The 20,727-nt window shown below is 62.8% G+C and carries 20 protein-coding genes; 9 read left to right on the top strand and 11 right to left on the bottom strand.

Annotated elements, in window-relative coordinates:
• Positions 1 to 78 precede the first annotated feature (78 nt).
• From FB598_RS15200 to FB598_RS15225, 6 genes are all read right to left on the bottom strand, one after another.
• The gene (locus FB598_RS15200) at positions 79 to 1,197 is read right to left on the bottom strand and encodes a porin (RefSeq protein WP_141915155.1); all 1,119 of its coding nucleotides are present in this window, start codon (positions 1,195 to 1,197) and stop codon (positions 79 to 81) included.
• 508 nt (positions 1,198 to 1,705) lie between these two features.
• Complete coding sequence (locus FB598_RS15205; protein WP_141915153.1) at positions 1,706 to 2,482, bottom strand: peptidylprolyl isomerase; 777 nt, start codon at positions 2,480 to 2,482, stop codon at positions 1,706 to 1,708.
• Positions 2,483 to 2,564: 82 nt separating this feature from the next.
• Positions 2,565 to 2,849, bottom strand: coding sequence for a BolA family transcriptional regulator (locus FB598_RS15210; RefSeq protein ID WP_141915151.1), 285 nt, complete (start codon positions 2,847 to 2,849; stop codon positions 2,565 to 2,567).
• Complete coding sequence (locus FB598_RS15215) at positions 2,846 to 3,466, bottom strand: septation protein A (protein WP_141915149.1); 621 nt, start codon at positions 3,464 to 3,466, stop codon at positions 2,846 to 2,848. Before FB598_RS15215 ends, FB598_RS15210 begins: the two co-directional genes overlap by 4 nt.
• 62 nt (positions 3,467 to 3,528) lie before the next feature.
• A complete protein-coding gene (msrB, locus tag FB598_RS15220; protein WP_141915147.1) occupies positions 3,529 to 3,924 on the bottom strand; it encodes a peptide-methionine (R)-S-oxide reductase MsrB in 396 nt (131 codons plus the stop codon).
• Positions 3,925 to 3,976: 52 nt separating this feature from the next.
• Positions 3,977 to 5,464: a YdiU family protein gene (locus FB598_RS15225; RefSeq protein ID WP_141915144.1), complete on the bottom strand. Its 1,488-nt coding sequence runs from the start codon at positions 5,462 to 5,464 to the stop codon at positions 3,977 to 3,979.
• 165 nt (positions 5,465 to 5,629) lie between these two features.
• On the opposite strand from FB598_RS15225, the gene FB598_RS15230 reads away from it, so the two are divergent.
• The 5 genes from FB598_RS15230 (at position 5,630) to FB598_RS15250 (ending at position 9,739) form a co-directional block, all read left to right on the top strand.
• Positions 5,630 to 6,577: a branched-chain amino acid ABC transporter permease gene (locus tag FB598_RS15230; RefSeq protein WP_141915141.1), complete on the top strand. Its 948-nt coding sequence runs from the start codon at positions 5,630 to 5,632 to the stop codon at positions 6,575 to 6,577.
• Between the two features lie 4 nt (positions 6,578 to 6,581).
• Positions 6,582 to 7,877: a branched-chain amino acid ABC transporter permease gene (locus FB598_RS15235; protein ID WP_141915138.1), complete on the top strand. Its 1,296-nt coding sequence runs from the start codon at positions 6,582 to 6,584 to the stop codon at positions 7,875 to 7,877.
• Complete coding sequence (locus FB598_RS15240) at positions 7,874 to 8,632, top strand: ABC transporter ATP-binding protein (protein WP_141915136.1); 759 nt, start codon at positions 7,874 to 7,876, stop codon at positions 8,630 to 8,632. The genes FB598_RS15235 and FB598_RS15240 overlap by 4 nt, the downstream gene beginning before the upstream one ends.
• Positions 8,625 to 9,335: an ABC transporter ATP-binding protein gene (locus tag FB598_RS15245; protein WP_141915133.1), complete on the top strand. Its 711-nt coding sequence runs from the start codon at positions 8,625 to 8,627 to the stop codon at positions 9,333 to 9,335. Before FB598_RS15240 ends, FB598_RS15245 begins: the two co-directional genes overlap by 8 nt.
• Before the next feature lie 104 nt (positions 9,336 to 9,439).
• The gene (locus FB598_RS15250) at positions 9,440 to 9,739 is read left to right on the top strand and encodes a hypothetical protein (RefSeq protein ID WP_141915130.1); all 300 of its coding nucleotides are present in this window, start codon (positions 9,440 to 9,442) and stop codon (positions 9,737 to 9,739) included.
• Positions 9,740 to 9,747: 8 nt separating this feature from the next.
• Here FB598_RS15250 and FB598_RS15255 read toward each other — a convergent pair whose 3' ends face one another.
• Positions 9,748 to 10,563: a helix-turn-helix transcriptional regulator gene (locus tag FB598_RS15255; protein WP_141915128.1), complete on the bottom strand. Its 816-nt coding sequence runs from the start codon at positions 10,561 to 10,563 to the stop codon at positions 9,748 to 9,750.
• A 280-nt stretch (positions 10,564 to 10,843) separates the two neighbouring features.
• Here FB598_RS15255 and FB598_RS15260 point away from each other — a divergent pair, with 280 nt between their 5' ends.
• Entirely contained in the window at positions 10,844 to 12,535 is a 1,692-nt protein-coding gene (locus FB598_RS15260; protein ID WP_141915125.1) for a 2-isopropylmalate synthase, read from the top strand.
• 59 nt (positions 12,536 to 12,594) lie between these two features.
• Here the strand turns inward: FB598_RS15260 and FB598_RS15265 are convergent, their stop codons facing one another.
• A complete protein-coding gene (locus FB598_RS15265; protein WP_141915123.1) occupies positions 12,595 to 13,899 on the bottom strand; it encodes an MFS transporter in 1,305 nt (434 codons plus the stop codon).
• A 590-nt stretch (positions 13,900 to 14,489) separates the two neighbouring features.
• On the opposite strand from FB598_RS15265, the gene FB598_RS15270 reads away from it, so the two are divergent.
• Positions 14,490 to 15,806 (top strand): CitMHS family transporter, encoded by a 1,317-nt coding sequence (locus tag FB598_RS15270; protein WP_141915120.1) that lies wholly within the window; start codon positions 14,490 to 14,492, stop codon positions 15,804 to 15,806.
• A 137-nt stretch (positions 15,807 to 15,943) separates the two neighbouring features.
• Here FB598_RS15270 and FB598_RS15275 read toward each other — a convergent pair whose 3' ends face one another.
• Both FB598_RS15275 and FB598_RS15280 read right to left on the bottom strand, forming a co-directional pair.
• On the bottom strand, positions 15,944 to 16,702 hold the full coding sequence (locus FB598_RS15275; RefSeq protein ID WP_141915117.1) for an SDR family oxidoreductase: 759 nt from the start codon (positions 16,700 to 16,702) through the stop codon (positions 15,944 to 15,946).
• A gap of 59 nt (positions 16,703 to 16,761) precedes the next feature.
• Entirely contained in the window at positions 16,762 to 18,195 is a 1,434-nt protein-coding gene (locus tag FB598_RS15280) for an aldehyde dehydrogenase family protein (protein ID WP_141915114.1), read from the bottom strand.
• 348 nt (positions 18,196 to 18,543) lie between these two features.
• Here FB598_RS15280 and FB598_RS15285 point away from each other — a divergent pair, with 348 nt between their 5' ends.
• Both FB598_RS15285 and FB598_RS15290 read left to right on the top strand, forming a co-directional pair.
• Entirely contained in the window at positions 18,544 to 19,383 is an 840-nt protein-coding gene (locus FB598_RS15285) for a FadR/GntR family transcriptional regulator (protein ID WP_141915111.1), read from the top strand.
• Positions 19,384 to 19,481: 98 nt separating this feature from the next.
• Positions 19,482 to 20,423 carry a LysR substrate-binding domain-containing protein gene (locus tag FB598_RS15290; RefSeq protein ID WP_050466812.1) on the top strand — a complete coding sequence of 314 codons (942 nt, stop codon included), beginning with the start codon at positions 19,482 to 19,484 and terminating at the stop codon, positions 20,421 to 20,423.
• Here FB598_RS15290 and FB598_RS20775 read toward each other — a convergent pair.
• The gene (locus tag FB598_RS20775; RefSeq protein WP_183405868.1) at positions 20,410 to 20,574 is read right to left on the bottom strand and encodes a hypothetical protein; all 165 of its coding nucleotides are present in this window, start codon (positions 20,572 to 20,574) and stop codon (positions 20,410 to 20,412) included. The two genes, FB598_RS15290 and FB598_RS20775, sit on opposite strands and share 14 nt — an antisense overlap.
• Positions 20,575 to 20,727: the final 153 nt, after the last annotated feature.

The following is a 20,727-nucleotide window of genomic DNA, read 5'->3' on the forward strand; positions in this document are numbered from 1 at the left end:
GAACTGCGCTTTTTGCTTTCTGAATCGTCTGATTTGCGCCGCAGCCTTTGTGGGGCATGCGGCGCGGTTCAGGCAGGATCAGAAAATGTGGCGGATGCCCATGCCCACGGTGGTCAGGCTGTTCTTGCCCGAAGCCGAGTTGGTCAGCTCGTACACAGCAGCGTCCTTGGCCTTGTTGTAGTCGATGGTGGCATACAACTGGGTACGCTTGGACAACGCATAGTCCGCCCAGCCGACCACGGCGTAACGCTTGCCGTCACCGACATTGCCCAGGCCTTCGTACGACACGTTCTTGCTCTTGTCGTAGTAGAACGCGCCGGTCAAGGTCAGGGCGCTGGTGGCCTTGTAGCTGGAGCCGAGGAAGAAACCATTGTCCTTGCGCTGATTGCCGGCAGTTGCCTTGACGGTGCTGGCGGTGGTCCATCCAGTGGTATCGCTATCGGCTGCCATGTAGGCACCTGTCGTTCCGGTTTCATCCTTGATGTTGAACCAGCCGCCGAACACCTTGGTCGAACCGAAGTCATAGGAAGCAGACAGGTTCCAGACAGTGTCCTTGTAGCTGGAGTTGTCGGGGCTAACAGTTTGCTGGAAACCGCCACCAACCGCGAAGGCGCCAGCGGTATAGCGCAGGGAACTACTGAACTGGCTGCCCGTGCGCACCGAACCAGCCTTTTCGCCAAAGGACCAGCTGACCGCAGCCGACACCGGGCCGAAGTCGTTGTCATAGCGCACCATGTTAGGGGTACGAATCAAGGTGCCGGCGGCCGGCAGCCAGGAGTTGCTGGCATAGTTACCTACGGTCAGCGGGTCGAAGTGGTCGGCCAGCAGGTCGAACAGCGGGGTATTCTGCCGACCCATGCGGATCTTGCCGAAGCCGCCTTGCAGGCCAACCCACGATTGGCGGCCGAACAGGGAGCCGCCTTGCAGCATTGCGCCGTTATCGCTGCTGAAGCCGTTTTCCAATTGGAACATAGCCTTCAGACCACCGCCCAGATCCTCGGTACCCTTGAAGCCGATACGGCTGTTGGCGATCGCGCCATTATCCAGGCGGACGACGCCATTGCCATTGGCATTGGCGTTGCTGAGGTAGTGGATGCTGGTGTCGACGATGCCGTAGATGGTCACGTTCGTCTGTGCAAACGCCGCGCCGCCGCTGGTCAAACCCGCTGCGAGTAGCAGCAAGGAACTCTTTTTCATAGGTGTCTCTCCTGAAACCACGATGTTGTGTAATGTGCGGCATTACGGAGCGACCTTGTGCGCCTCCCCCGAAATGCCTGTTGTCGCCGCTCTTTTGCTGTTGGTGCTTGGTGAGCGGACGGCCTTGTCCCGCTTGGGACAGGATCGAAGAATAGCAGAATGCGTATTGGTGAAATGATTGAAGTGAGGCTGAATTATTTTATTTTTCTAATTATTTATAAAAAAATTATTAAAAGATAAAAAATAAATAACAATTATTTTTCTTGGGGGCTTATCCATCGATGGGTTGCCCGGTGTTTTTCCGGCGCATCGCCTGAAGGCGACTGTGCATGGAAAAGTGAGCGGAATGCCGCGCGCAAGAAGCCGGCATTCGGACATTGCAAGGCCCGACGGCGCGAATCGCGTAAAAAATCATGCCTGTAAAACAACAAACCCGGCAAGGAGACCTTGACCGGGTTTGTCGGATGTCGCTCCGGCGGCCAGCGCTGGCCGCCGTAAAGCCGGGGTGTTACTGCACCTTGGCCTTCTTGCGCAGTTCTTCCTGGTACGCCTGCAGCTTCTTCTGTTGCAGGGCTTCGGCGATTTGCGGCTTGACTTCGTCCAGGGTCGGCACCTTGGCCGGACGCACGTCTTGCAGCTGGATCACGTGCCAGCCGAACTGGGTCTGCACCGGAGTCTGGGTGATGTCACCCTTCTTCAGGGCGACCATGGCGTCGGAGAACGGCTTGACGAAGGAGGCCGGGGTTGCCCAGTCCAGATCGCCGCCGTTGGCAGCCGAGCCGGTGTCCTTGGATTGCTTGGCCAGGTCTTCGAACTTGGTGCCGGCCTTCAGCTTGGCGATGATGGCCTTGGCGTCTTCTTCCTTGTCCACCAGGATGTGGCGGGCATGGTATTCCTTGTCGCCGGCCTGGGCCTTGAACTTGTCGTATTCAGCCTTGATGTCGGCGTCCGACACCGGGTTCTTCTTCAGGTAGTCGGCGATCAGGGCGCGGATGACGATCGACTGGCGCGCCAGTTCCAGCTGGTTCTTGACGTCCTGGCTGCTGGACAGGCCTTGCTTGTCGGCTTCCTGCATCAGGATTTCGCGGTTGATCAGCTCTTCCTTGATGGCGCCGCGCAGTTGCGGGCTGTCGGGCTGGCCTTGGGCGGTCATCTGCTTGACCATCAGGTCGGCGCGGGAGGAGGGGATCGCCTTGCCGTTGACGACAGCCAGGTTTTGAGCGACAGCCGGGATCGAAGCGATTGCAAACAGCAGAACCAGCAGACGAGCAGGTTTAAATGTCATTATTGAATCCTAGAAAATGAAGGAGTAAATCAAAATGGAGATGAAAACAGGAAGGAGTGGCGTCTGTTCTTTGTTCTTGATTTCAGTCGGTTGCCTCTGATGGGGCGAGCGCCACAATGGCCAGCGCATGGATCTCTTGCTGCATCAGGTCGGACAGGCAATCATACACCAGCCGATGGCGGTTAACCCTATTTTTACCTTCAAACAAGTCGGAGACGAGGCGGACCCTGTAATGACCTCCGCCTGAGGCCGCGCCCGCATGACCGGCATGCAGGGCGGACTCGTCCTCGACCAGACACTGGCTGGGCGAGAAAGTTGCAATCAGCCGTTCGCGGATGCGTTCGGGCCGCGTATCGGCGGCGCTCATTCGGCGTCTTTCATGTACTTCGACAGGAACAGGCTCTGGCCGATGATGAAGGCGAACATCAAGCCCATGCTGCCGAACATCTTGAAGTTCACCCAGGTATCGAGCGTGTAGTTGAACGCGATGTACAGGTTGAGCGCGCCCATGGCGGCGAAAAACAAGATCCACGCCAGGTTCAGGCGGGGCCAGACGGGCTCCGGCAGGCTGACCTGCTTTTCCATCATCACACGGATCAGGTTCTTCTTCAGCAGCAATTGCGAGAACAGCAATGCCACGCCGAAGCACCAGTACAGGATGGTCGGTTTCCACTTGATGAACGTGTCGTCGCGGAAATAGATGGTGGCGCCGCCGAAGACGACGATGATCGCCAGCGACACCCACAGCATGCCGTCGATCTTGCGCCGGCGCATCAGCAGCCAGGCGATCTGCGCCAGCGAGGCGACGATCGCCACCGCCGTCGACAGCAGGATGGGCGCCTGCGCCGCGGTGACTGTGCCGCTGGACATGGCGCCGCCCAGGTATTGCATCACCAGTTCCTGCGCGGTCGAGGGGTGGCCTTCGGCCCATTTGAACACGCCGAAAAACAGGATGATGGGGAACAGGTCGAACAGAAACTTCATTGCGTGGGCTTTTCTGGAAGAGGGGTAATCGATAGGAACCGGCCGCGGCGCCCGCCGGGCCGTCAGGCCGGGTCGAACCGCAGCGACGCCGAATTGATGCAATAGCGCAGTCCGGTCGGCGGCGGGCCGTCGGGAAAGACGTGGCCCAGGTGGGCGTCGCAGACGTTGCAGATGATCTCGGTGCGAATCATGCCATAACTGCGGTCGATTTTTTCACGCACGTTGGCGGCATCGATGGGTTCGAAGTAGCTGGGCCAGCCGCAGCCGGAATCGAACTTGGCGTCCGAGGTGAACAGCGGCGTGTCGCAGCAGACGCAGGTATAGGTGCCAGCTTCGTGGTGGTCCCAGTAGCGGCCGGTGAAGGCGCGCTCGGTGGCGGCCTCGCGGGCTACCTGGTATTCGATCGGCTCAAGTTGCTCGCGCCACTCGGCTTCGGTCTTTTCTACGCGTTTGGTCATGTCTGGCTCCTGTAATGCTGATGCGATGGCGTTGCCGGAAGTGTAATGGTTTTCAGGAAGAGCAGCTCACTTCCAGGTGGCTGGCCCAGTCGGGCGGCAGGCCGGCGTACTTGTCGTGCTCGGGCTGCTCGTCGAACGGGCGGCGCAGGATGGCCTGCAGTTTTTCCACTTCCGAGAAATCCTTTTGCCGGGCACGGTCGATGGCGACCTGGGCCAGGTAATTGCGCAGCACGTATTTGGGGTTGACCGCGTGCATTGCAAGCCGGCGGCCGGCATCGTCGCTGTCTTCGGCGCGCAGGCGCTGGCGGTATTGCGCGGCCCAGGCGTCGAAGGCGGGACGGTCGATGATCAGGTCGCGCAGCGGCTCATCGGCGGCCGGGTTGTCGACCTGCAAGTCGCCCAGGCGGCGGAAGAACAGCGTGAAATCGACATGGCTGCCCTGCAGGATGGCGAACATGGCGTCGATCAGCTTGTCGTCATCGGGCTGGAAGGTCTGCAAGCCCAGCTTGGCGTGCAGCAGCGCATCCTGTTTGGCTTCGAATGTCGCTTCATAGCCGGCCAGCGCGGCTTCGGTGTCTTCCACGCTGCCCACCAGCGGCAGCATGGCCTGGCCCAGCGCGAAGCAGTTCCACTGGCCGATGCGCGGCTGCATCTGGTAGGAATAGCGGCCCTGCTGGTCGGTATGGTTGCAGATATGGCGCGCATCGAACGCTTCCATGAAGCCGAACGGGCCGTAATCCAGCGTCAGGCCCAGGATCGACATGTTGTCGGTATTCATCACGCCATGCATGAAGCCGACCGCCTGCCACTGCGCCATCAGCTCGGCGGTGCGGCGGGTGACTTCCGTCAGCAGCGCCTTGTAGGGGTTTTCCTGCCGCAGCAGTTCGGGATAGAACTGTTCCAGCACGGCATCGGCCAGCACCTTGAGTTCGTCGAAGCGCTGGTTGTAGTACCAATGCTCGAACGAGCCGAAGCGGATGAAACTAGGCGCCATGCGCGTAACCACGGCGGCGGTTTCGACGGTCTCGCGCATGACGCGCTGGTCGGAGCCGGTCACCACCAGCGCCCGCGTGGTCGGGATGCCCAGCGCGGCCATGGCTTCGGAACACAGAAATTCGCGGATCGACGAACGCAGCACGGCGCGGCCGTCGCCCATGCGCGAATAGGGCGTCTGGCCGGCGCCTTTCAATTGCAGTTCGATGCGGCCGCGGCCGTCGGCGGCGGGCACATCGCCCAGCGAGATCGCGCGGCCGTCGCCCAATTGCCCGGCCCATACGCCGAACTGGTGCCCGGAGTACACCGCTGCCAGCGGCTGCGAGCCGTCGGCGATGCGGTTGCCGGTGAATACGTCCAGCCAGGCGGGATCGTCCAGCATGGCGCGGCTCATGCCGATGGTGGCGGCCGCCTCATCGCTGAAGCCGACCAGATAGGGCGCGGGCAGCGGGGTCGGCTGCAGGCGCGTGTAAAAGGCCGGCGGCAAGTCGGCGAAGCGGTTGCCGAAGGCCGGCAAGGCGGCCGGGGCGTCTGAAGTGATGGTCATGGCAGGTAAATGGTGCCGTCGGCGCCGATCGCAAGCGCGTGGCGGGGCATCCGCACGTAATCCGTCATTTTGACAGAGAACCGCTAATCCCATAGGATCGCGCTACTTTTGAGCTCTGCCGCGATTGCGGGAGGGCAATTTCCGTACCGCGCTGCAAAGGCATCCTTGGAATTCGCACTGATCACCTTCCTGAACGGTTTGGGCTACGGCTTTTTGCTGTTCATGCTGTCCTCCGGGCTGACGCTGATCTACAGCATGATGGGCGTGCCCAACTTCGCCCACGCCAGCTTCTACATGCTGGGCGCCTATGTGGCCTATTCGATCTCCAGCGTGCTCGGCTTCTGGCCGGCGCTGTTCCTCGCGCCCGTACTGGTCGGCCTGGCCGGCGCGCTGGTCGAACATTACGGCTTGCGCATCGTGCACCGCTACGGCCACGTGCCGGAGCTGCTGTTTACCTTCGGCCTGTCCTACCTGGTGGTGGAGCTGGTGCAACTGGTGTGGGGCCGCTCGCCGGTGCCGTACCGTATCCCGGCCGGGCTGGACGGCACGCTGTTTACGCTGTATTCGACCGCGTTCCCGGTCTATCGCGGCTTCATGCTGCTGGTGGCCGGGCTCATGCTGCTGGCCATCTGGCTGCTGCTGCGCCATACCCGCATCGGCCTGACCATCCAGGCCGCGCTGACCCATCCGCAGATGGCCGAAGCGCTCGGCCACAACGTGCCGCGCGTATTCATGCTGGTGTTCGGCGGCGGCTGCGCGCTGGCGGCGCTGGCCGGGGTGATCGGCGGCAATGCCTTCGTCACCGAACCCGGCATGGCGGCGGCGGTGGGCAGCATCATTTTCGTGGTGGTGGTGGTGGGCGGGCTGGGCTCCCTGGCCGGCGCTTTCATCACCTCCATCCTGATCGGCATGATGCAGACCTTCGCCGTGGCGCTCGATTATTCGCTGGCCGGCATGCTGGGGGCGCTGGGCCTGGACATCCCGTCTTCCGGTCCGTTGGCGCCGGTGCTGCGGCTGACGCTGGCGCAGGTCGCGCCGATCCTGCCGTACCTGCTGCTGGTGGCGATGCTGATCGTGCGGCCCAAGGGCCTGATGGGCAAGCGGGAAGGGTGAAGCGATGAATCGTCCTTTGTTCCCCTGGCTGTGTTTCGCGCTGGCGCTGCTGGCCGCGCCGCTGGTGTTCCCCCAGAGCGCGGCGCTGTCTCTGCTGTCGCAGATGGGCACCATGGTGCTGCTCTGCCTCTCATACAACATGCTGCTGGGCGAGGGCGGGATGCTGTCGTTCGGTCACGCGGTGTATTCGGGGCTGGGCGCATTCGGCGCCATCCACCTGATGAACCGCATCGGCGACGGCAGCCTGCCTTTCCCGATCACGCTGGTGCCGCTGGCCGGCGGCCTGGTCGGCGCACTGTGCGGCGTGGTCTTCGGTTACCTGACCACGCGCCGCGCCGGCACCACCTTTTCGATGATCACGCTGGGGCTGGTCGAGCTGGTATCGGCATGCGCCCTGATGTTCCCCGACCTGTTCGGCGGCGAAGGCGGCATTTCCGGCAACCGGGTGGTGGGCGAACCGGTCATGGGCATCAGCTACGGCCCGCAGATCCAGGTGTATTACCTGATCGCCGGCTGGCTGCTGGTGTGCGCTGTCGCCATCCATGCCCTGAAGCACACGCCGCTGGGCCGCATCCTCAATGCCGTGCGCGACAACCCGGAACGCGCCGCCTTCATCGGCTACGATCCGCAGCGCGTGCGCTACCTGGCGCTGATCCTGTCGGCCTTCTTCGCCGGCGTTTCGGGCGGCCTGTCGGCCATCAATTTCGAGATCGTCAGCGCCGAATACGTGGGCGCGCTGCGTTCCGGCTCCATCCTGCTGTTCACCTTCATCGGCGGCGCCGGTTTCTTCTACGGCCCCATCATCGGCGGCGTGGTCGGGGTGCTGTTCGCCTCGCTGCTGTCGGCCTATACCCAGGCCTGGCAGTTCTACCTTGGCGCGTTCTTCATCCTGATCGTGATGGCCTTGCCCGGCGGGCTGGCCAAGCTGGTGGACAACTTCGTTCGCGTCATGCGGGCAAGGGCGCTGGATGCTGCCTTGGCGCGCTTGCTGGCGGCGCTGGCATTGTCCGGTTTGCTGGTGCTGGCGGGCATCGTCCTCGCTACCGAAATGCTTTACCAACTGAGCCTGGGCAGCCTGGCCAACATCGGCAGCGACAGTGGCAGCGGCGTAGCGCCGGTGGTGTTGTTCGGATTGCGTATCGATGTGCATGCGGTCTCGGCCTGGCTGCTGGCCGTCGTGCTGGTTGGCGTCGGCATCGGTGCGATTGCCGGCCTGCGCCGGCCGTGGTCGGCAAGCTGGAGCGCCGCGTGGAAGAAGGTGGAATTGTCCGAACAGGCGCAACGGCGGGAGGCGGCATGAGCAGCGTCCATGCGCTTGAGCTGCGCGGCGTGCGCAAGGCCTTTGACGGCACCGAAGTCATCGGCGGCGTCGACCTGCAACTGCGCGCCGGCGAACGCTGCGCGCTGATCGGCCCCAACGGCGCCGGCAAGTCCAGCCTGTTCAACCTGGTTTCCGGGCGTTACCGCGCCGATGGCGGCAGCGTCCTGCTGCATGGCGCCGACATCACGCGCCTGGCGCCGCAACAGATCAACCGCATGGGGCTGGCGCGCAGTTTCCAGATATCGAGCCTGTTCCCGCGCCTGTCGGCCTTTGAGAACGTGCGCTGCGCCGTCTTGTGGAAACTCGGCTACCGCTACGCCTTCTGGCGCCGCATCGGCCGCCTGCGCGATGCCGCCGAGCGCGCTGGCGCGGTGCTGGAGCAGGTCGGCCTGCAGGCGCGCGCGCATGTGCCCGCCGGCGAACTCAGCTATGCCGACCAGCGCGCGCTCGAAGTGGCGGTCACCATCGCCGCCGATGCCTCGGTGATCCTGCTGGATGAGCCGACCGCCGGCATGAACCGCGCCGAGGCCGAAGCGATGGTGGCGTTGATCCGCGCAGTCACCGTTGGCAAGACCTTGCTGATGGTGGAGCACGACATGGAAGTGGTGTTCAACCTGGCCGACCGCATCGCGGTCATGGACAACGGCCGCGTGATCGCCTGCGACGACGCCAGCAGCATCCGCGCCAATACCGAGGTGCAGCGCCTTTACCTGAACCGGAGCCGCCATGTCTAGCCCGTTGCTGGAAGTGCAGGATTTGCACGCCTGGTACGGCCAGAGCCATGTGCTGCAAGGCGTCAGCCTGGAGGTCGGCGCGGGCGAGATCGTCAGCGTGCTGGGGCGCAACGGCGCGGGCCGCTCGACCTTGCTCAAGGCTCTGGTCGGTCTGGTGCGCAGCGAAGGCATGGTGCGCTTTGGCGGCGCGGATATCGCCGGTTTGCCGACGTATGGCATCGCCCACCGGGGCATCGCCTATGTGCCGGAAAGCCGCGACGTCTTTCCCACCTTGACGGTGGAGCAGAACCTGCGGCTGGGCCAAAAGAGCGGCAAGCAGCCCGCCGATGGCTGGCGCTTCGATGACATGTACGCCATGTTCCCGTCGCTGCACAAGCGGCGCAAGGTGGCAGCCGGAGCCTTATCGGGCGGCGAGCAGCAGATGCTGTCGCTGGCGCGCGCGCTGATGGGCAATCCCCGGCTGATCCTGATCGACGAGCCGACCGAAGGCCTGGCGCCGCAGATGGTGGAGCAGGTGGCCGGCTACCTGCGGCAGTTGCGCGAGCGCGGCGTGGCGGTGCTGCTGATCGAGCAGCGGCAAACCATCGCGCTGGATATTTCCCAGCGGCTCTACGTGATGGGGCGCGGCGCAGTGGTGTTCCACGGCACGCCGTCGCAATTGCTGGACGACGCCCGGGTGCAGCGCGACTGGCTGTCGCTCTGACATTGCGCAAATAATCGGTTTTCTCATCGGTTTTCTCGGATGCCGCCGATGGCGGACCGGCCGGGACGTACCCACAATCGGCATTTTTTGCCGGAGCGCCATCCATGCTCAACTGGTTGCTGTTTCTTGCCGTCGGGGTTCTCGCCGTCTATGCCGCCGACCGTGCCTGGCTGCGGCATGTGGAGCGCAGCGGACAGCGGTTGCACGACCCTGAAGGCTATCTCGAACTGACCGCGCGCATGACCGAGCTATGCCACGGCGACCGCGCCCATGTCGATCGGTTGATCGGTGAACAGAAGCGCCTGCATCCGCAAGCCACCCATGCCGACGCCGTGCGGCTGGCCATGCGCCAATTGCTGGCGCCGCAGGAAATCCATGAAAAAAAGTCCTTGAAAGGCCGTTGAACGGATTCCTACCTGTTCGCGGCAAATGCGGAAGGCGGTTGCCCGAATTGCTTGCTGAATGCCGTGGTGTAGGCGCTGTGGCTATCGTAGCCACTTGCCAGCGCCACTTGGATGATCGGCATTCCTTGCATGAGTAGGGTAAGCGACGACATCAGCCGCAGCTGCTGGCGCCATTTGCCGAAGCTTATGCCGGTCGACTGCAGAAAGCGCCGGTGGAAGGTTTTTTCGCCCAACGCCAGCCTGGCCGCCCATTCGGCGGCGGTGGCGGTATCTCCAGGATTGTCCAGCAGCGCCTGGCATACGCGGCGTATCGGACCATCGGCGTCGCCAGCACTGCCGGCCGGCCACGGCAGATGAAACGGAAGAACGGGCTGGGCGTGCAGTTCCTCGGTCAACAGGGCGCCCAGCAAATGCATGCGTTCGAGGGAGGCGGCCGGGGCATCGGCCCGGGTCAGCGCCATGATCAGCTCGCGCAGCAGTCCGGATACATGAACGACGCAATCGGTCGCCGGCAGGCGGGCACAGACATCCTCGCGCGCGAACAGGCCATGCGCCTGCAGCGCCACCGGCACCACCAGCCGGTGCGCCACGCCCGGTCGCAGCCAGACCGCTGCCGTGGGCGGCACCAGCCACTGGCCGCTTGCTGCCTCCACCCGCAACAGGCCGCGATCCGCATAGATCAGATGGCCGTGCGGATGCTCGTGCATGGGCACGACATGGCCGGCCGGGTAGCGCACGGCGACACCGAATATCGGCAAGCCGCGGGCTTCCCGGGCGCTCAGGTCGAGCGCATGGCTGCCGTCTTCGGGGGAGAAAAAGCCCATGCCAGTGCAGTTTGTCCAAATCAATAAAGAATTTGTCTATTTTTATGTAGATGGACGACGCACGCAAGCCTAATAATATTCCCCGTCACTCAATCTTCCGGGTTCATTCCACGCATGTCCGCATTCACTCTTTCGCAACGGCTACTACCGCTGGCTCCCGGTCGGGGTCCGCGCGCGTCCGTTGGCGCCATGACCCACCCTGATTTCCCCTGACCCCGACCGTCGTCAGCTTGTTGCAGGCTAGGGGAATCGGGTGTCAACGATCCCCCTGGAGTTTTTCATGCTGACCGATCCTTCCCAGAAATACCGTCCCGTCTCCCCGGTCGATCTCGCCGACCGCCAATGGCCCTCACGCGTCCTGACGCAAGCCCCGGTCTGGTTGTCCACCGACTTGCGCGACGGCAACCAGGCGCTGTTCGAGCCGATGAACCGCGAGCGCAAGCTGCGCTTGTTCCATGAACTGGTGCGCATCGGTTTCAAGGAAATCGAAGTCGGTTTTCCCGCCGCCTCGCGCACCGATTTCGAGATCGTGCGCCACCTCATCGACGCCGGTCAGATCCCCGAAGATGTCACGCCCATGGTCATGACGCAATTGCGCGATGACCTGATTACCGAAACCGTGCGCAGCGTGGCCGGCGCGCGGCGCGTGATCGTGCATTTTTATAACGCCATCGCGCCGGCCTGGCGCGAGATCGTCTTCGGCATGAGCGTGCCGCAGATCATCGAGATGGTTGAACGCCATATCGCGCTCTTTAAACGGCTGACGGCGGCGCACCCGGAAACCGAGTGGATCTTGCAATACTCGCCCGAGACTTTCTGCATGGCCGAGCTGGAGGTCTCGCTGGCGGTGTGCAATGCCGCCATTCGCGCCTGGGATGCCGGGCCGCGGCGGCCGATGATCATCAACCTGCCGACCACGGTCGAAGTCTCCACGCCCAACGTTTTCGCCGACCAGATCGAATGGATGGACCGGCGGCTGGAGCGGCGCGAGCACATCGTGCTGTCAGTGCATCCGCATAACGACCGGGGCACCGGCGTGGCCTGCGCCGAGCAAGCCATGCTGGCCGGCGCGCAGCGTGTCGAAGGCTGCCTGTTCGGCAATGGCGAGCGCAGCGGCAACGTCGATGTGGTGACGCTGGCGCTGAACCTGTACACCCAGGGCATCGCGCCGGGGCTGGATTTCTCCGACATCGCGGCGGTCGCGCGCGTGGCCGAGGAGTGTACCGCCTTGCCCATTCATCCGCGCCACCCGTATGTGGGCGACCTCGTCTTCACGGCATTTTCCGGTTCGCACCAGGATGCCATCGCCAAGGGCTTCGCCGCGCAAAAGGCGAATACCCCTTGGCGCGTGCCTTACCTGCCGATCGACCCGAAAGACCTGGGCCGGACTTACGACAGCATCGTGCGCGTCAACAGCCAGTCGGGCAAGGGCGGCATTGCGTATCTGCTGCAACGCGACCACGGCATCGTCATGCCGCGCCGCATGCAGGTGGAGTTCAGCGCCATTGTCCAGGCGCTGGCCGACGCCAGCGAAACGGAACTGAGCAGCGAGCAAATCTGGGACGCGTTCGAGCGCACCTACCTGGCCCCGGTGCGGGAGCGGCCGGGCGTCATTTATCGCAGCCACCGCCTGTTCGAGCACGCCGACGGGCAAGGCATCGCGCTGGAACTGGCGCATGCGGATGGCAGCCTCAAGACCTGCCAGGGAACCGGCAACGGCCCGATCGCCGCGACGGTGGCGGCGCTGGGCCTGCCGCTGCGCATCGACAGTTATGAAGAGCGCAGCCTGGGCGCAGGCTCCGATGCCATGGCGCTGGCCATCGTAGAGGCGGCCATGCCCGGTGTGCCCGGTTCGCGCTTTGGCGTGGGCCGGCATGCGAACATCGTTACCGCGTCGATTCTGGCGGTATTGAGCGCAGCGGCCCGGTTCGCTGCGCAGGCGAGCGCAGATGAGCCAGCCATGGCGCAATGAAAAAACGGCGGCTCCCGAAAGAGCCGCCGTTTTCGCGTATGCCGCAACAGGGCAGCGTATTACTTGTTCACCAGCCTGGCCGGCAGGGCCAGGGTCAACAGGCCGCCGACCACCAGCGAGGCCGCCAGCACATACATGCCGGCATTGGTGCTCTGGGTGGTGTCCTTGAGCCAGCCCACCAGGAACGGGCTGACGAAACCGGCCAGGTTGCCCAGCGAGTTGATCAGCGCGATGCCGGCCGCCGCCGCGGTGCCCGACAGGAAGGCCGTCGGCAGGCTCCAGAACAGCGGCAGGGTGGTCAGGATGCCGACGCTGGCCAGCGTCAGCGAAGCCATCGCCATCGCGGTGTTGTGGTCGTACACGGTCGAGGCCAGCAGGCCCACGCAGCCCAGGAAGGCCGGGATCGCGACGTGCCAGCGGCGCTCGCGGCGGGCATCGGCGCTGCGGCCGATCAGCACCATGGCGACGGCGGCGAAGGCGTAGGGAATCGCCGTCAGCAAGCCGACATTGAGCGGATCGGTGACGCCGGTGGTCTTGATGATGGTCGGCAGCCAGAAGCTCACGCCATACAGACCCATGACGAAGCAGAAGTAGATCAGCGCGCCCAGCCAGACACGGCCGTTGGCGAACATCTCCGACAGCGAGAGATGTTCTTTCTGGCTGTCTTCCTTGCGGATGTTGGTTTCCAGCAGGGTCTTTTCCTGCTCGTTGAGCCAATGCGCGTCGCGGATGCGGTCTTTCATGTAGACAATGACCAGCACGCCCAGGACCAGCGAAGGAATGGCTTCCAGGATGAACATCCATTGCCAGCCGGTATGGCCCCAGATGCCCGGCATGGAATGCATGATCCAGCCCGACAGCGGGCCGCCGATCACGCCCGACAAGGCGATGCCGGTCATGAACAGCGCGGTGATCTTGCCGCGCCGCTCGGCCGGATACCAGTAGGTCAGGTACAGGATCACGCCGGGGAAGAAGCCGGCTTCGGCCACGCCCAGCAGGAAGCGCATGATGTAGAACATGGTCGGCGTGGTGACATACGCCATCGCGCCCGAGATGATGCCCCAGGTGATCATGATGCGGGCGATCCACAGGCGGGCGCCCACCTTGTGCAGGATCATGTTGCTGGGGACTTCGAAGATGAAATAGCCGATGAAGAAGATGCCGGCGCCCAGGCCGTAGACGGTTTCGCTGAACTTGAGGTCGGACAGCATCTGCAGCTTGGCGAAGCCGACGTTGACGCGGTCCAGATAAGAGGCCACATAGCACAGGAACAGCAGCGGCAGCAGCCGCCAGGTGACTTTGGCATAGGTGGCATCTTCAAAGGTGCTGCCGGACGAGGCGCTCAGGCCTGCGTTGTAGGTCATGTCTCACTCCAAAAGGTGTGCGCGGAATATTTATAGTTGTCTGTCTGCGCCATCCAGCCACATCCGGCCATATGACTTGCGCAGCATCGCTTGGGTCAGCGGGTGCCCAGCATTGTAGTGGCGGCGGTGCGGTTGTCAATATAGATCGCCAGGTAGCCGCGATATAGAGAGATGATGCGCCAGAGCCTGATAATAATTAATATATTATTATCAGGATGCGTTGCCAATCGTTCGATGTTTTCTGAGCGGCAGCGGCGAGATGAGGGGGCTCGGATCGCTTGAATTCAAAAATGTACGAAGACACATACGAGTCAAATACAAGAGTTCGGAGATCCTTTGCGTCAGATCGTCAAAAAATACAAAGATGGGGCATTCTTTCGGCGGCAAGCATTTACGGGGAAATGACGCTGCCGCAAATAGTCGGCTTTTTCCTGTAGCGCTCAAATCCCGTTCGATTCTTTTGGAAAAGGGGCACGGCCAGTGCCTGGTCATCGGCGCCGGCCGATAAGTAGTCGCGCCGCCGATCCGGAATCGAACGCACAGGCCCAAAAACATTAACTGATGAAATATCAAAAAGACGGAGGCATACATTGATAACCCTATTAGGGCTGCTCACAATTTTCTCTGTTGTGATCTTCTTGCTGACGGGGAAAGGGGCGCCGATCATCGGCTTGATTCTTTTCCCGTTGCTGGGCGCCATATTGGCGGGTTTCGGCCCGGCCGAACTCGGGGTCTTTTTCACCCAGGGCCTGAGCAAAGTGATCCAGGTTGCGGCGATGTTCATCTTCGCGATCACTTTTTTCGGAATCATGCAGGACGTCGGCCTGTTCAGGCCGCTCATCAAATGGATGCTGACCATCACCAAGGGCAACGTGATCGCGGTGACGGTGGGCACGGCATTATTGGGCATGCTGGCGCATCTCGATGGCGCCGGTGCAACGACATTCTTGTTAACGATCCCGGCGCTGTTGCCGCTGTACAAAAAACTGAGGATGAGCCCCTATCTCATGTTGATGGTGCTGGCCCTTGGGGCCGGCATACTCAATATGCTGCCGTGGGCCGGGCCATTGGGGCGGGCGGCAGCGGTAACGGGAATCGATGTCAGTATGTTATGGCGCCCGATAATCGCCGTGCAGCTTACGGGCGTGGTTCTCCTGGTATTGCTGGCGGTTGTCCTGGGAATCAGGGAGAAACGCCGTATTTCGGCCCAGGGGCTGTCTGCCGGCCATGCAGGCAGCGAGCATATCGAGGAGCATGACCGGCTTTCCAGCGCGGAAGAAGCGCTGTTGCGTCCTAAACTCCTTTGGCTCAATGCCTTGATCTTCTTGAGCGTATTGGGTGCGCTGGTGGTAGGGATTTTGCCGTCCGCGTATATATTCATGATCGGGTTGTCGGTGGCGCTGCTGGTCAATTACCCATCGCTTCCCATGCAAATGGAGCGTTTCAAGGCGCATGCCCCCAATGCGTTGATGATGGGCGCCATTATTCTTGCCGCCGGCTCGTTCCTTGGCATGATGGATGGCACCGGCATGCTGAAATCGATTGCGGCCGATCTGGTGACGATCTTGCCAGCCAGCATGGTTCCCCATCTGCATATCATCCTCGGCATCTTCGGTCTTCCGATGGAGTTGGTGCTCAGTACCGATGCCTATTATTTCGGCTTGCTTCCGATTGTCATGCAGATTGTTTCCATGCACGGGGTTGAACCGGCCGTCACCGTCTATGCGTTAGTGATCGGCAATGTGGTCGGAACCTTCATCAGTCCATTCTCTCCCGCGCTTTGGTTAGCCCTCGGGTTGGCCAATCTGGAAATGGGCAAACATATCCGCTATTCGCTGTTTTGGATGTGGGGGCTCTCGCTCTGCCTGCTCGGCGTCGCCGTACTGCTTGGGGTGATTCCCCTGTAGCCTTATCGCGCGTCTAGTCCTCAATGGCTGGACAGGCTTTATCGCAACAAAACAAAACGCCCGATACACCGTATCGGGCGTTTTTTCGCTTGCGGTGCAGAGATGCCCTTCGATTGTCGAAGGGCGCGGGCAGGCGCTTACACGCAACGGCCGCCGTCGACTTCCACGCACACGCCGGTGACGAACGCTGCCTCGTCCGAGCCCAGGTAGAGGCAGGCATTGGCGATGTCCTGCGGGGTCGAGAAACGGCCCATCGGGATCGTGGCCACGAACTTCTTGCGGTTTTCCGGGGTGTCGGGCACGCCCATGAACTCCGACAGCAGGCCGGTGGCCGAGATCACCGGGTTGACGCAATTCACGCGGATGTTGTCCGGCCCCAGTTCGGCGGCCATCGACTTGCTGGTGGTAATGACCGCACCCTTGCTGCCGTTGTACCAAGTCAGGCCCGGGCGCGGACGGATGCCGGCGGTAGAAGCGATGTTGATGAACACGCCGCCGCCGACCTTGCGGAAATGCGGCACGAAGGTCTTGGCCGACAGGAAGATGCTCTTGACGTTGACCGCGTAGACGCGGTCGAACTCGGCTTCCTCCACTTCCAGCATGGGCCGGTTGCGGTGCGTGGTGCCGGCATTGTTGACCATGATGTGCATGGCGCCGTAGTGCTCCAGCGCGGCGGCCAGCAGGCGGTCCATGTCGGCCGCCTTCGACACGTCGGCCTTGACGAAGACGGCGCGCCCGCCGGCTTGCCTGATTTCCTCCACCACGCGCAGGCCGCCGGCCTCGCCGATGTCGGCCACCACCACCGATGCGCCTTCGCGGGCGTAAGCCTTGGCGATGCCTTCGCCGAATCCCGAACCGCCGCCGGTCACGATGGCCACTTTGTCTTGCAAACGCATGTTGTCTCCTTGTGGGTGATTCTGTTCAATGATGAGTGATTGGCGCATCAGCCGCGGCATCAACCGTGGCGGATCGCGATGGTTTTCAGGACGGTGAAGCCGTACAGGGCTTCGAAACCTTTCTCGCGCCCGTGGCCGCTGGCCTTGACGCCGCCGAAGGGCAGCTCGACGCCGCCGCCGGCGCCGTAGTTGTTGATGAATACCTGGCCGCTGCGGATGGCGCGCGCCATGCGCAACTGGCGCGCGCCGTCATTGGTCCAGACGCTGGCCACCAGGCCGTAGTCGGTGCCGTTGGCCAGGCGGATCGCCTCGACTTCGTCGTCGAAAGGCATCGCGGCCAATACCGGCCCGAACACTTCCTCCTGCGCCAGGCGGTGCTGCGGCGGCACGTCGCGCAACAGCGTGGGCGCCTGGTAGAAGCCGGAAGCGGGCGACTTGGAATCGATGCTGCCCTGGGCGACGATGGCGATCTTGTCGCTGCGGGCGTCGGACAGGAAGCCGGCCACGCGTTCCTGCTGCGTCTTGCGGATCAGCGGGCCGCAATCCAGGTCCATCTGCGAGGAACCCACGCGCAATTTGGAAAACAGCTGGCCCAGGCGATCCAGCACTTTTTCATAAGCGCCGCGCTGCACCAGCAAGCGGCTGCCGGCGGAACAGGTCTGTCCGGCATTTTGCACGATGGCGTTGACCACCACCGGCAGCATGGCGTCGATATCGGCGTCGTCGAACACCACCTGCGGCGACTTGCCGCCCAGTTCCAGCGTCACCGGCGTATGGTGCTCGGCGGCGGCGCGCACCACCACCTTGCCGATGCTGGGCGAACCGGTGAAGGAAACGTGGTCGATGTCGGGATGCTTGACCAGCAGGTCGCCGGCCTCATGGCCATAGCCGGTGACGATGTTGAGCGCGCCTTCGGGGAAACCGACCTCGGCCGCCAGCTCGGCCACGCGCAGGATGGACAGGCAGGCGTCTTCGGCCGGCTTGACCACGCAGGTGTTGCCCGCGGCCAGCGCGCCGCCCACGCAGCGGCCGAAGATCTGCATCGGATAGTTCCAGGGCACGATATGCGCGGTCACGCCATGCGGTTCGCGCAGCGTCAGCACGGTGTAGCCGGCCTGGTAGGGGATGGTGTCGCCATGCAGCTTGTCGGCCGCGCCGGCGTAGAACTCGAAGTAGCGCACGATGGCGGCCGCATCGGCGCGCGCCTGCTTCATCGGCTTGCCGCAGTCGCGGCCTTCCAGCTGGGCCAGTTCTTCCTGGTGTTCCTGCAGCCTGATCGACAATTTCATCAGCAGGCGGCCGCGTTCGGCGGCCGACAGCTTGCCCCAGGCACCTTCGTAGGCGCGGCGCGCGGCCTTGACGGCGCGTTCGACGTCGGTCTCGTTGCCGCGCGCGATGGCCTCGAAGGCCTGGCCATCGGAGGGATCGATGACCGGAATGCTTTCGCCGGAAGCGGGAGCGACCCAGCGGTTGTCGATGAAGTGCTGTTTCATGGGCGATGCGTCCTTTCGGTTGAGTCCTGGGCAGGTGCTGAGGCAAGGCGAAACGGCAGGGCGGGCCGGCGCGATATGCTGGATATGCGCGAACCCGATGGGACGTGGTCTCCTGTCGTTCTGTGGCGTCCGCTGCAAGGCTTGGTGATGCTGGGCGATGGCGGCGCGGTTTATGGGTGCTCAATCTAAGGCAGCCCTTAAAAGCTGTCAATTTATTTTACTTATTTAATGCGCGCCAGCTTTGGCAAAAACTATCTGCATCCGCGGCAAATCCGCTACCATGCCCCTCGTGCGACAGATGAAGAAGCCGTTTCATTGTGAAACGGTTTCCAAGCGGGGAGGGACGATATGTCGAAGTCCAGCCAGCCGCGCCGCCCCGATGCGGCCAGCGGCGAGGTATCGGCCAAAGTTGTCAATTTGAAGAACGTGGCGCGCGGCGCCGGCGGTTCGCCGGAAATCCTGACGCTGGCCGCGGCCGGCCTGGGGCCGGTGCGTCCGGAGCGTTTTGCCGAACGCATCTACGAGACGCTGTTCCACGCCATCGTCGAAGGCCGTATCGCGGTCGGCAGCAAGCTGCCGGCGGAAAATGACCTGGCCACGCTGTTTGACGTGTCGCGGCCGGTGGTGCGGCAGGCGCTGGACCGCCTGCGCGAAGACCAGCTGGTCGAGTCGATCCGCGGTTCCGGCACCTACGTGAAGGAAAAGCCGGGCCTGGCGACGACGCCGCAGGATGCCGAGCCCGAGACCCGCATCGGCCACATCATGAACGGCCTGGAGCTGCGCCTGGTGATCGAGCCGGAATGCGCCTACATGGCTGCGCTGCGCCGCAATGCGCAGGACCTGGAGAAGATGGAGCGCCTGCTGGAAGGCTTCGAACAGGCCAATGCCGTGGGCGGTATCGCCCATCATTTCGATTTCGCTTTCCATGAGGCGATCGCCATGGCCACCGCCAATGTGCGTTTCGTGCAGGTGATGAAGACGCTGGAATACGATGTCAGCCACGCCGTCAACATGCTGCGCCACCTGATGCATATCCCGCCATGGAAGCGTTCGCAGGATGCGATGGACGAGCACCGCCATATCTTCAACCTGATCCGCGAGCAGGATGCCGAAGGGGCGCGGCGCGCCATGCGGGGCCATATCGAGAACGCCCGCACGCGCATGTTCAACAGCCGGCCGGGGATGTAGCGCCAGAGACTGCATTGGCCCATGTTGTCAAACAAATTGACAAATGATGCGCCGGCCGGCACAAGACAATCAATCACGAACCACTGGAATCTGCCCGAATGGAATTGCGTCAACTGCGGTATTTCGTCGCCATCGTCGACCACGGCTCCCTCTCACGCGCCGCGCGCGTGCTGCATATCGCGCAGCCGGCCCTGACCCAGCAGATCCGCCAGCTGGAAGACGAGATGGAGGCGCAATTGCTGCACCGCTCGGCCCAGGGGGTGATCGCCACCGACGCCGGCAAGGTGTTTTATGAACATGCGCTGGCGATCCTGAAGCAGATCCAGGACGCCAAGCAGGCCGTGGCGCAATCGACCGACAAGCCCTCCGGCACGGTGGCGCTGGGAATTCCGCAAAGCGTTTCCAACGCGCTGGCGCTGCCGCTGCTCAATGCAGTGCGCTCCACCTATCCCGAGATCACGTTGCAGCTGACCGAGGAGCTGACCGGCAACCTGATCACCCAGTTGAAGTCCGGCCGCATCAACCTGGCGGTGCTGTTCGACGACGGCCAGCTGTCTTCCTTCGCCACCACCCCGATGATCGAGGAAGAGATGATGTACATCACCCGCGCCAAGTCGCGTTATGGCGTTTCCGGGCGCCGCGGGGTGCAACTGGCCAAGGCGATCGAGGCGCCGCTGATCCTGCCGGGGCTGGCGCATGGCGTGCGGCCGCGCATCGAGAACCTGGTGCGCTCCAGGGGCATGGCGCTGGAGAACGTGATCGAGATCAATTCGGTGGCGATCCTGAAATCGGCCATCCTGGCCGATATCGGCGCCACCATCCTGCCGGTGGCGCCGCTGCTGGCGGACATCGAGCGCGGGGAAATGGTCGCGCATTCCATCGCCGGGGAAAAGATTTCGCGCACGCTGGCCTTGTGCGCCTCCAAGAACATCCCCCTGACCAATGCCGCCGCCGCGGTCGAGCAACTGGTGCTCGATGTGACCGACGAATTGTGCCGCTCCGGCAAATGGGGGCATACCGAGCTGCTCAAACGGGAATAAGCGCCGGCGTCGGGGCGGCCCAAAGCCTCATCGCTGCTTGTCCGGGTTTTTCCTCAACATCTCTTAAATCGCCTGCAAATCGCATCAACAGGCGTACATCGATCCCGCAACGGGCGTCAATGCTGGCTGCAACCGGCAAGCTCATCTTCATGCTTTCCTTCATCTCCTACAGCCAATGCCTACATGGCCTGATGGACTCTTCTGATAGTGGTTGCCGTGGATGCTTTTTACACTGCTGACGTGGACAGACGGTTTGCCCCATCGGCGATATCCGGCAACCGGCCTGACATCGCTGTGAGACAGG

It is taken from the genome of Herbaspirillum sp. SJZ106 (assembly GCF_006715495.1).
Lineage (GTDB): Bacteria > Pseudomonadota > Gammaproteobacteria > Burkholderiales > Burkholderiaceae_D > Herbaspirillum.

Excerpts from the sequence above, each read along its gene's own strand:
- FB598_RS15235 (WP_141915138.1), top strand. The coding sequence starts at position 6,582 with ATGAATCGTCCTTTGTTCCCCTGGCTGTGTTTCGCGCTGGCGCTGCTG.
- FB598_RS15290 (WP_050466812.1), top strand. The coding sequence starts at position 19,482 with ATGGAATTGCGTCAACTGCGGTATTTCGTCGCCATCGTCGACCACGGC.
- FB598_RS15280 (WP_141915114.1), bottom strand. The coding sequence starts at position 18,195 with ATGAAACAGCACTTCATCGACAACCGCTGGGTCGCTCCCGCTTCCGGC.
- FB598_RS15215 (WP_141915149.1), bottom strand. The coding sequence starts at position 3,466 with ATGAAGTTTCTGTTCGACCTGTTCCCCATCATCCTGTTTTTCGGCGTG.
- msrB (WP_141915147.1), bottom strand. The coding sequence starts at position 3,924 with ATGACCAAACGCGTAGAAAAGACCGAAGCCGAGTGGCGCGAGCAACTT.
- FB598_RS20775 (WP_183405868.1), bottom strand. The coding sequence starts at position 20,574 with ATGAAGATGAGCTTGCCGGTTGCAGCCAGCATTGACGCCCGTTGCGGG.
- FB598_RS15285 (WP_141915111.1), top strand. The coding sequence starts at position 18,544 with ATGTCGAAGTCCAGCCAGCCGCGCCGCCCCGATGCGGCCAGCGGCGAG.
- FB598_RS15265 (WP_141915123.1), bottom strand. The coding sequence starts at position 13,899 with ATGACCTACAACGCAGGCCTGAGCGCCTCGTCCGGCAGCACCTTTGAA.
- FB598_RS15250 (WP_141915130.1), top strand. The coding sequence starts at position 9,440 with ATGCTCAACTGGTTGCTGTTTCTTGCCGTCGGGGTTCTCGCCGTCTAT.
- FB598_RS15225 (WP_141915144.1), bottom strand. The coding sequence starts at position 5,464 with ATGACCATCACTTCAGACGCCCCGGCCGCCTTGCCGGCCTTCGGCAAC.
- FB598_RS15245 (WP_141915133.1), top strand. The coding sequence starts at position 8,625 with ATGTCTAGCCCGTTGCTGGAAGTGCAGGATTTGCACGCCTGGTACGGC.
- FB598_RS15260 (WP_141915125.1), top strand. The coding sequence starts at position 10,844 with ATGCTGACCGATCCTTCCCAGAAATACCGTCCCGTCTCCCCGGTCGAT.
- FB598_RS15275 (WP_141915117.1), bottom strand. The coding sequence starts at position 16,702 with ATGCGTTTGCAAGACAAAGTGGCCATCGTGACCGGCGGCGGTTCGGGA.
- FB598_RS15210 (WP_141915151.1), bottom strand. The coding sequence starts at position 2,849 with ATGAGCGCCGCCGATACGCGGCCCGAACGCATCCGCGAACGGCTGATT.
- FB598_RS15240 (WP_141915136.1), top strand. The coding sequence starts at position 7,874 with ATGAGCAGCGTCCATGCGCTTGAGCTGCGCGGCGTGCGCAAGGCCTTT.
- FB598_RS15200 (WP_141915155.1), bottom strand. The coding sequence starts at position 1,197 with ATGAAAAAGAGTTCCTTGCTGCTACTCGCAGCGGGTTTGACCAGCGGC.
- FB598_RS15205 (WP_141915153.1), bottom strand. The coding sequence starts at position 2,482 with ATGACATTTAAACCTGCTCGTCTGCTGGTTCTGCTGTTTGCAATCGCT.
- FB598_RS15255 (WP_141915128.1), bottom strand. The coding sequence starts at position 10,563 with ATGGGCTTTTTCTCCCCCGAAGACGGCAGCCATGCGCTCGACCTGAGC.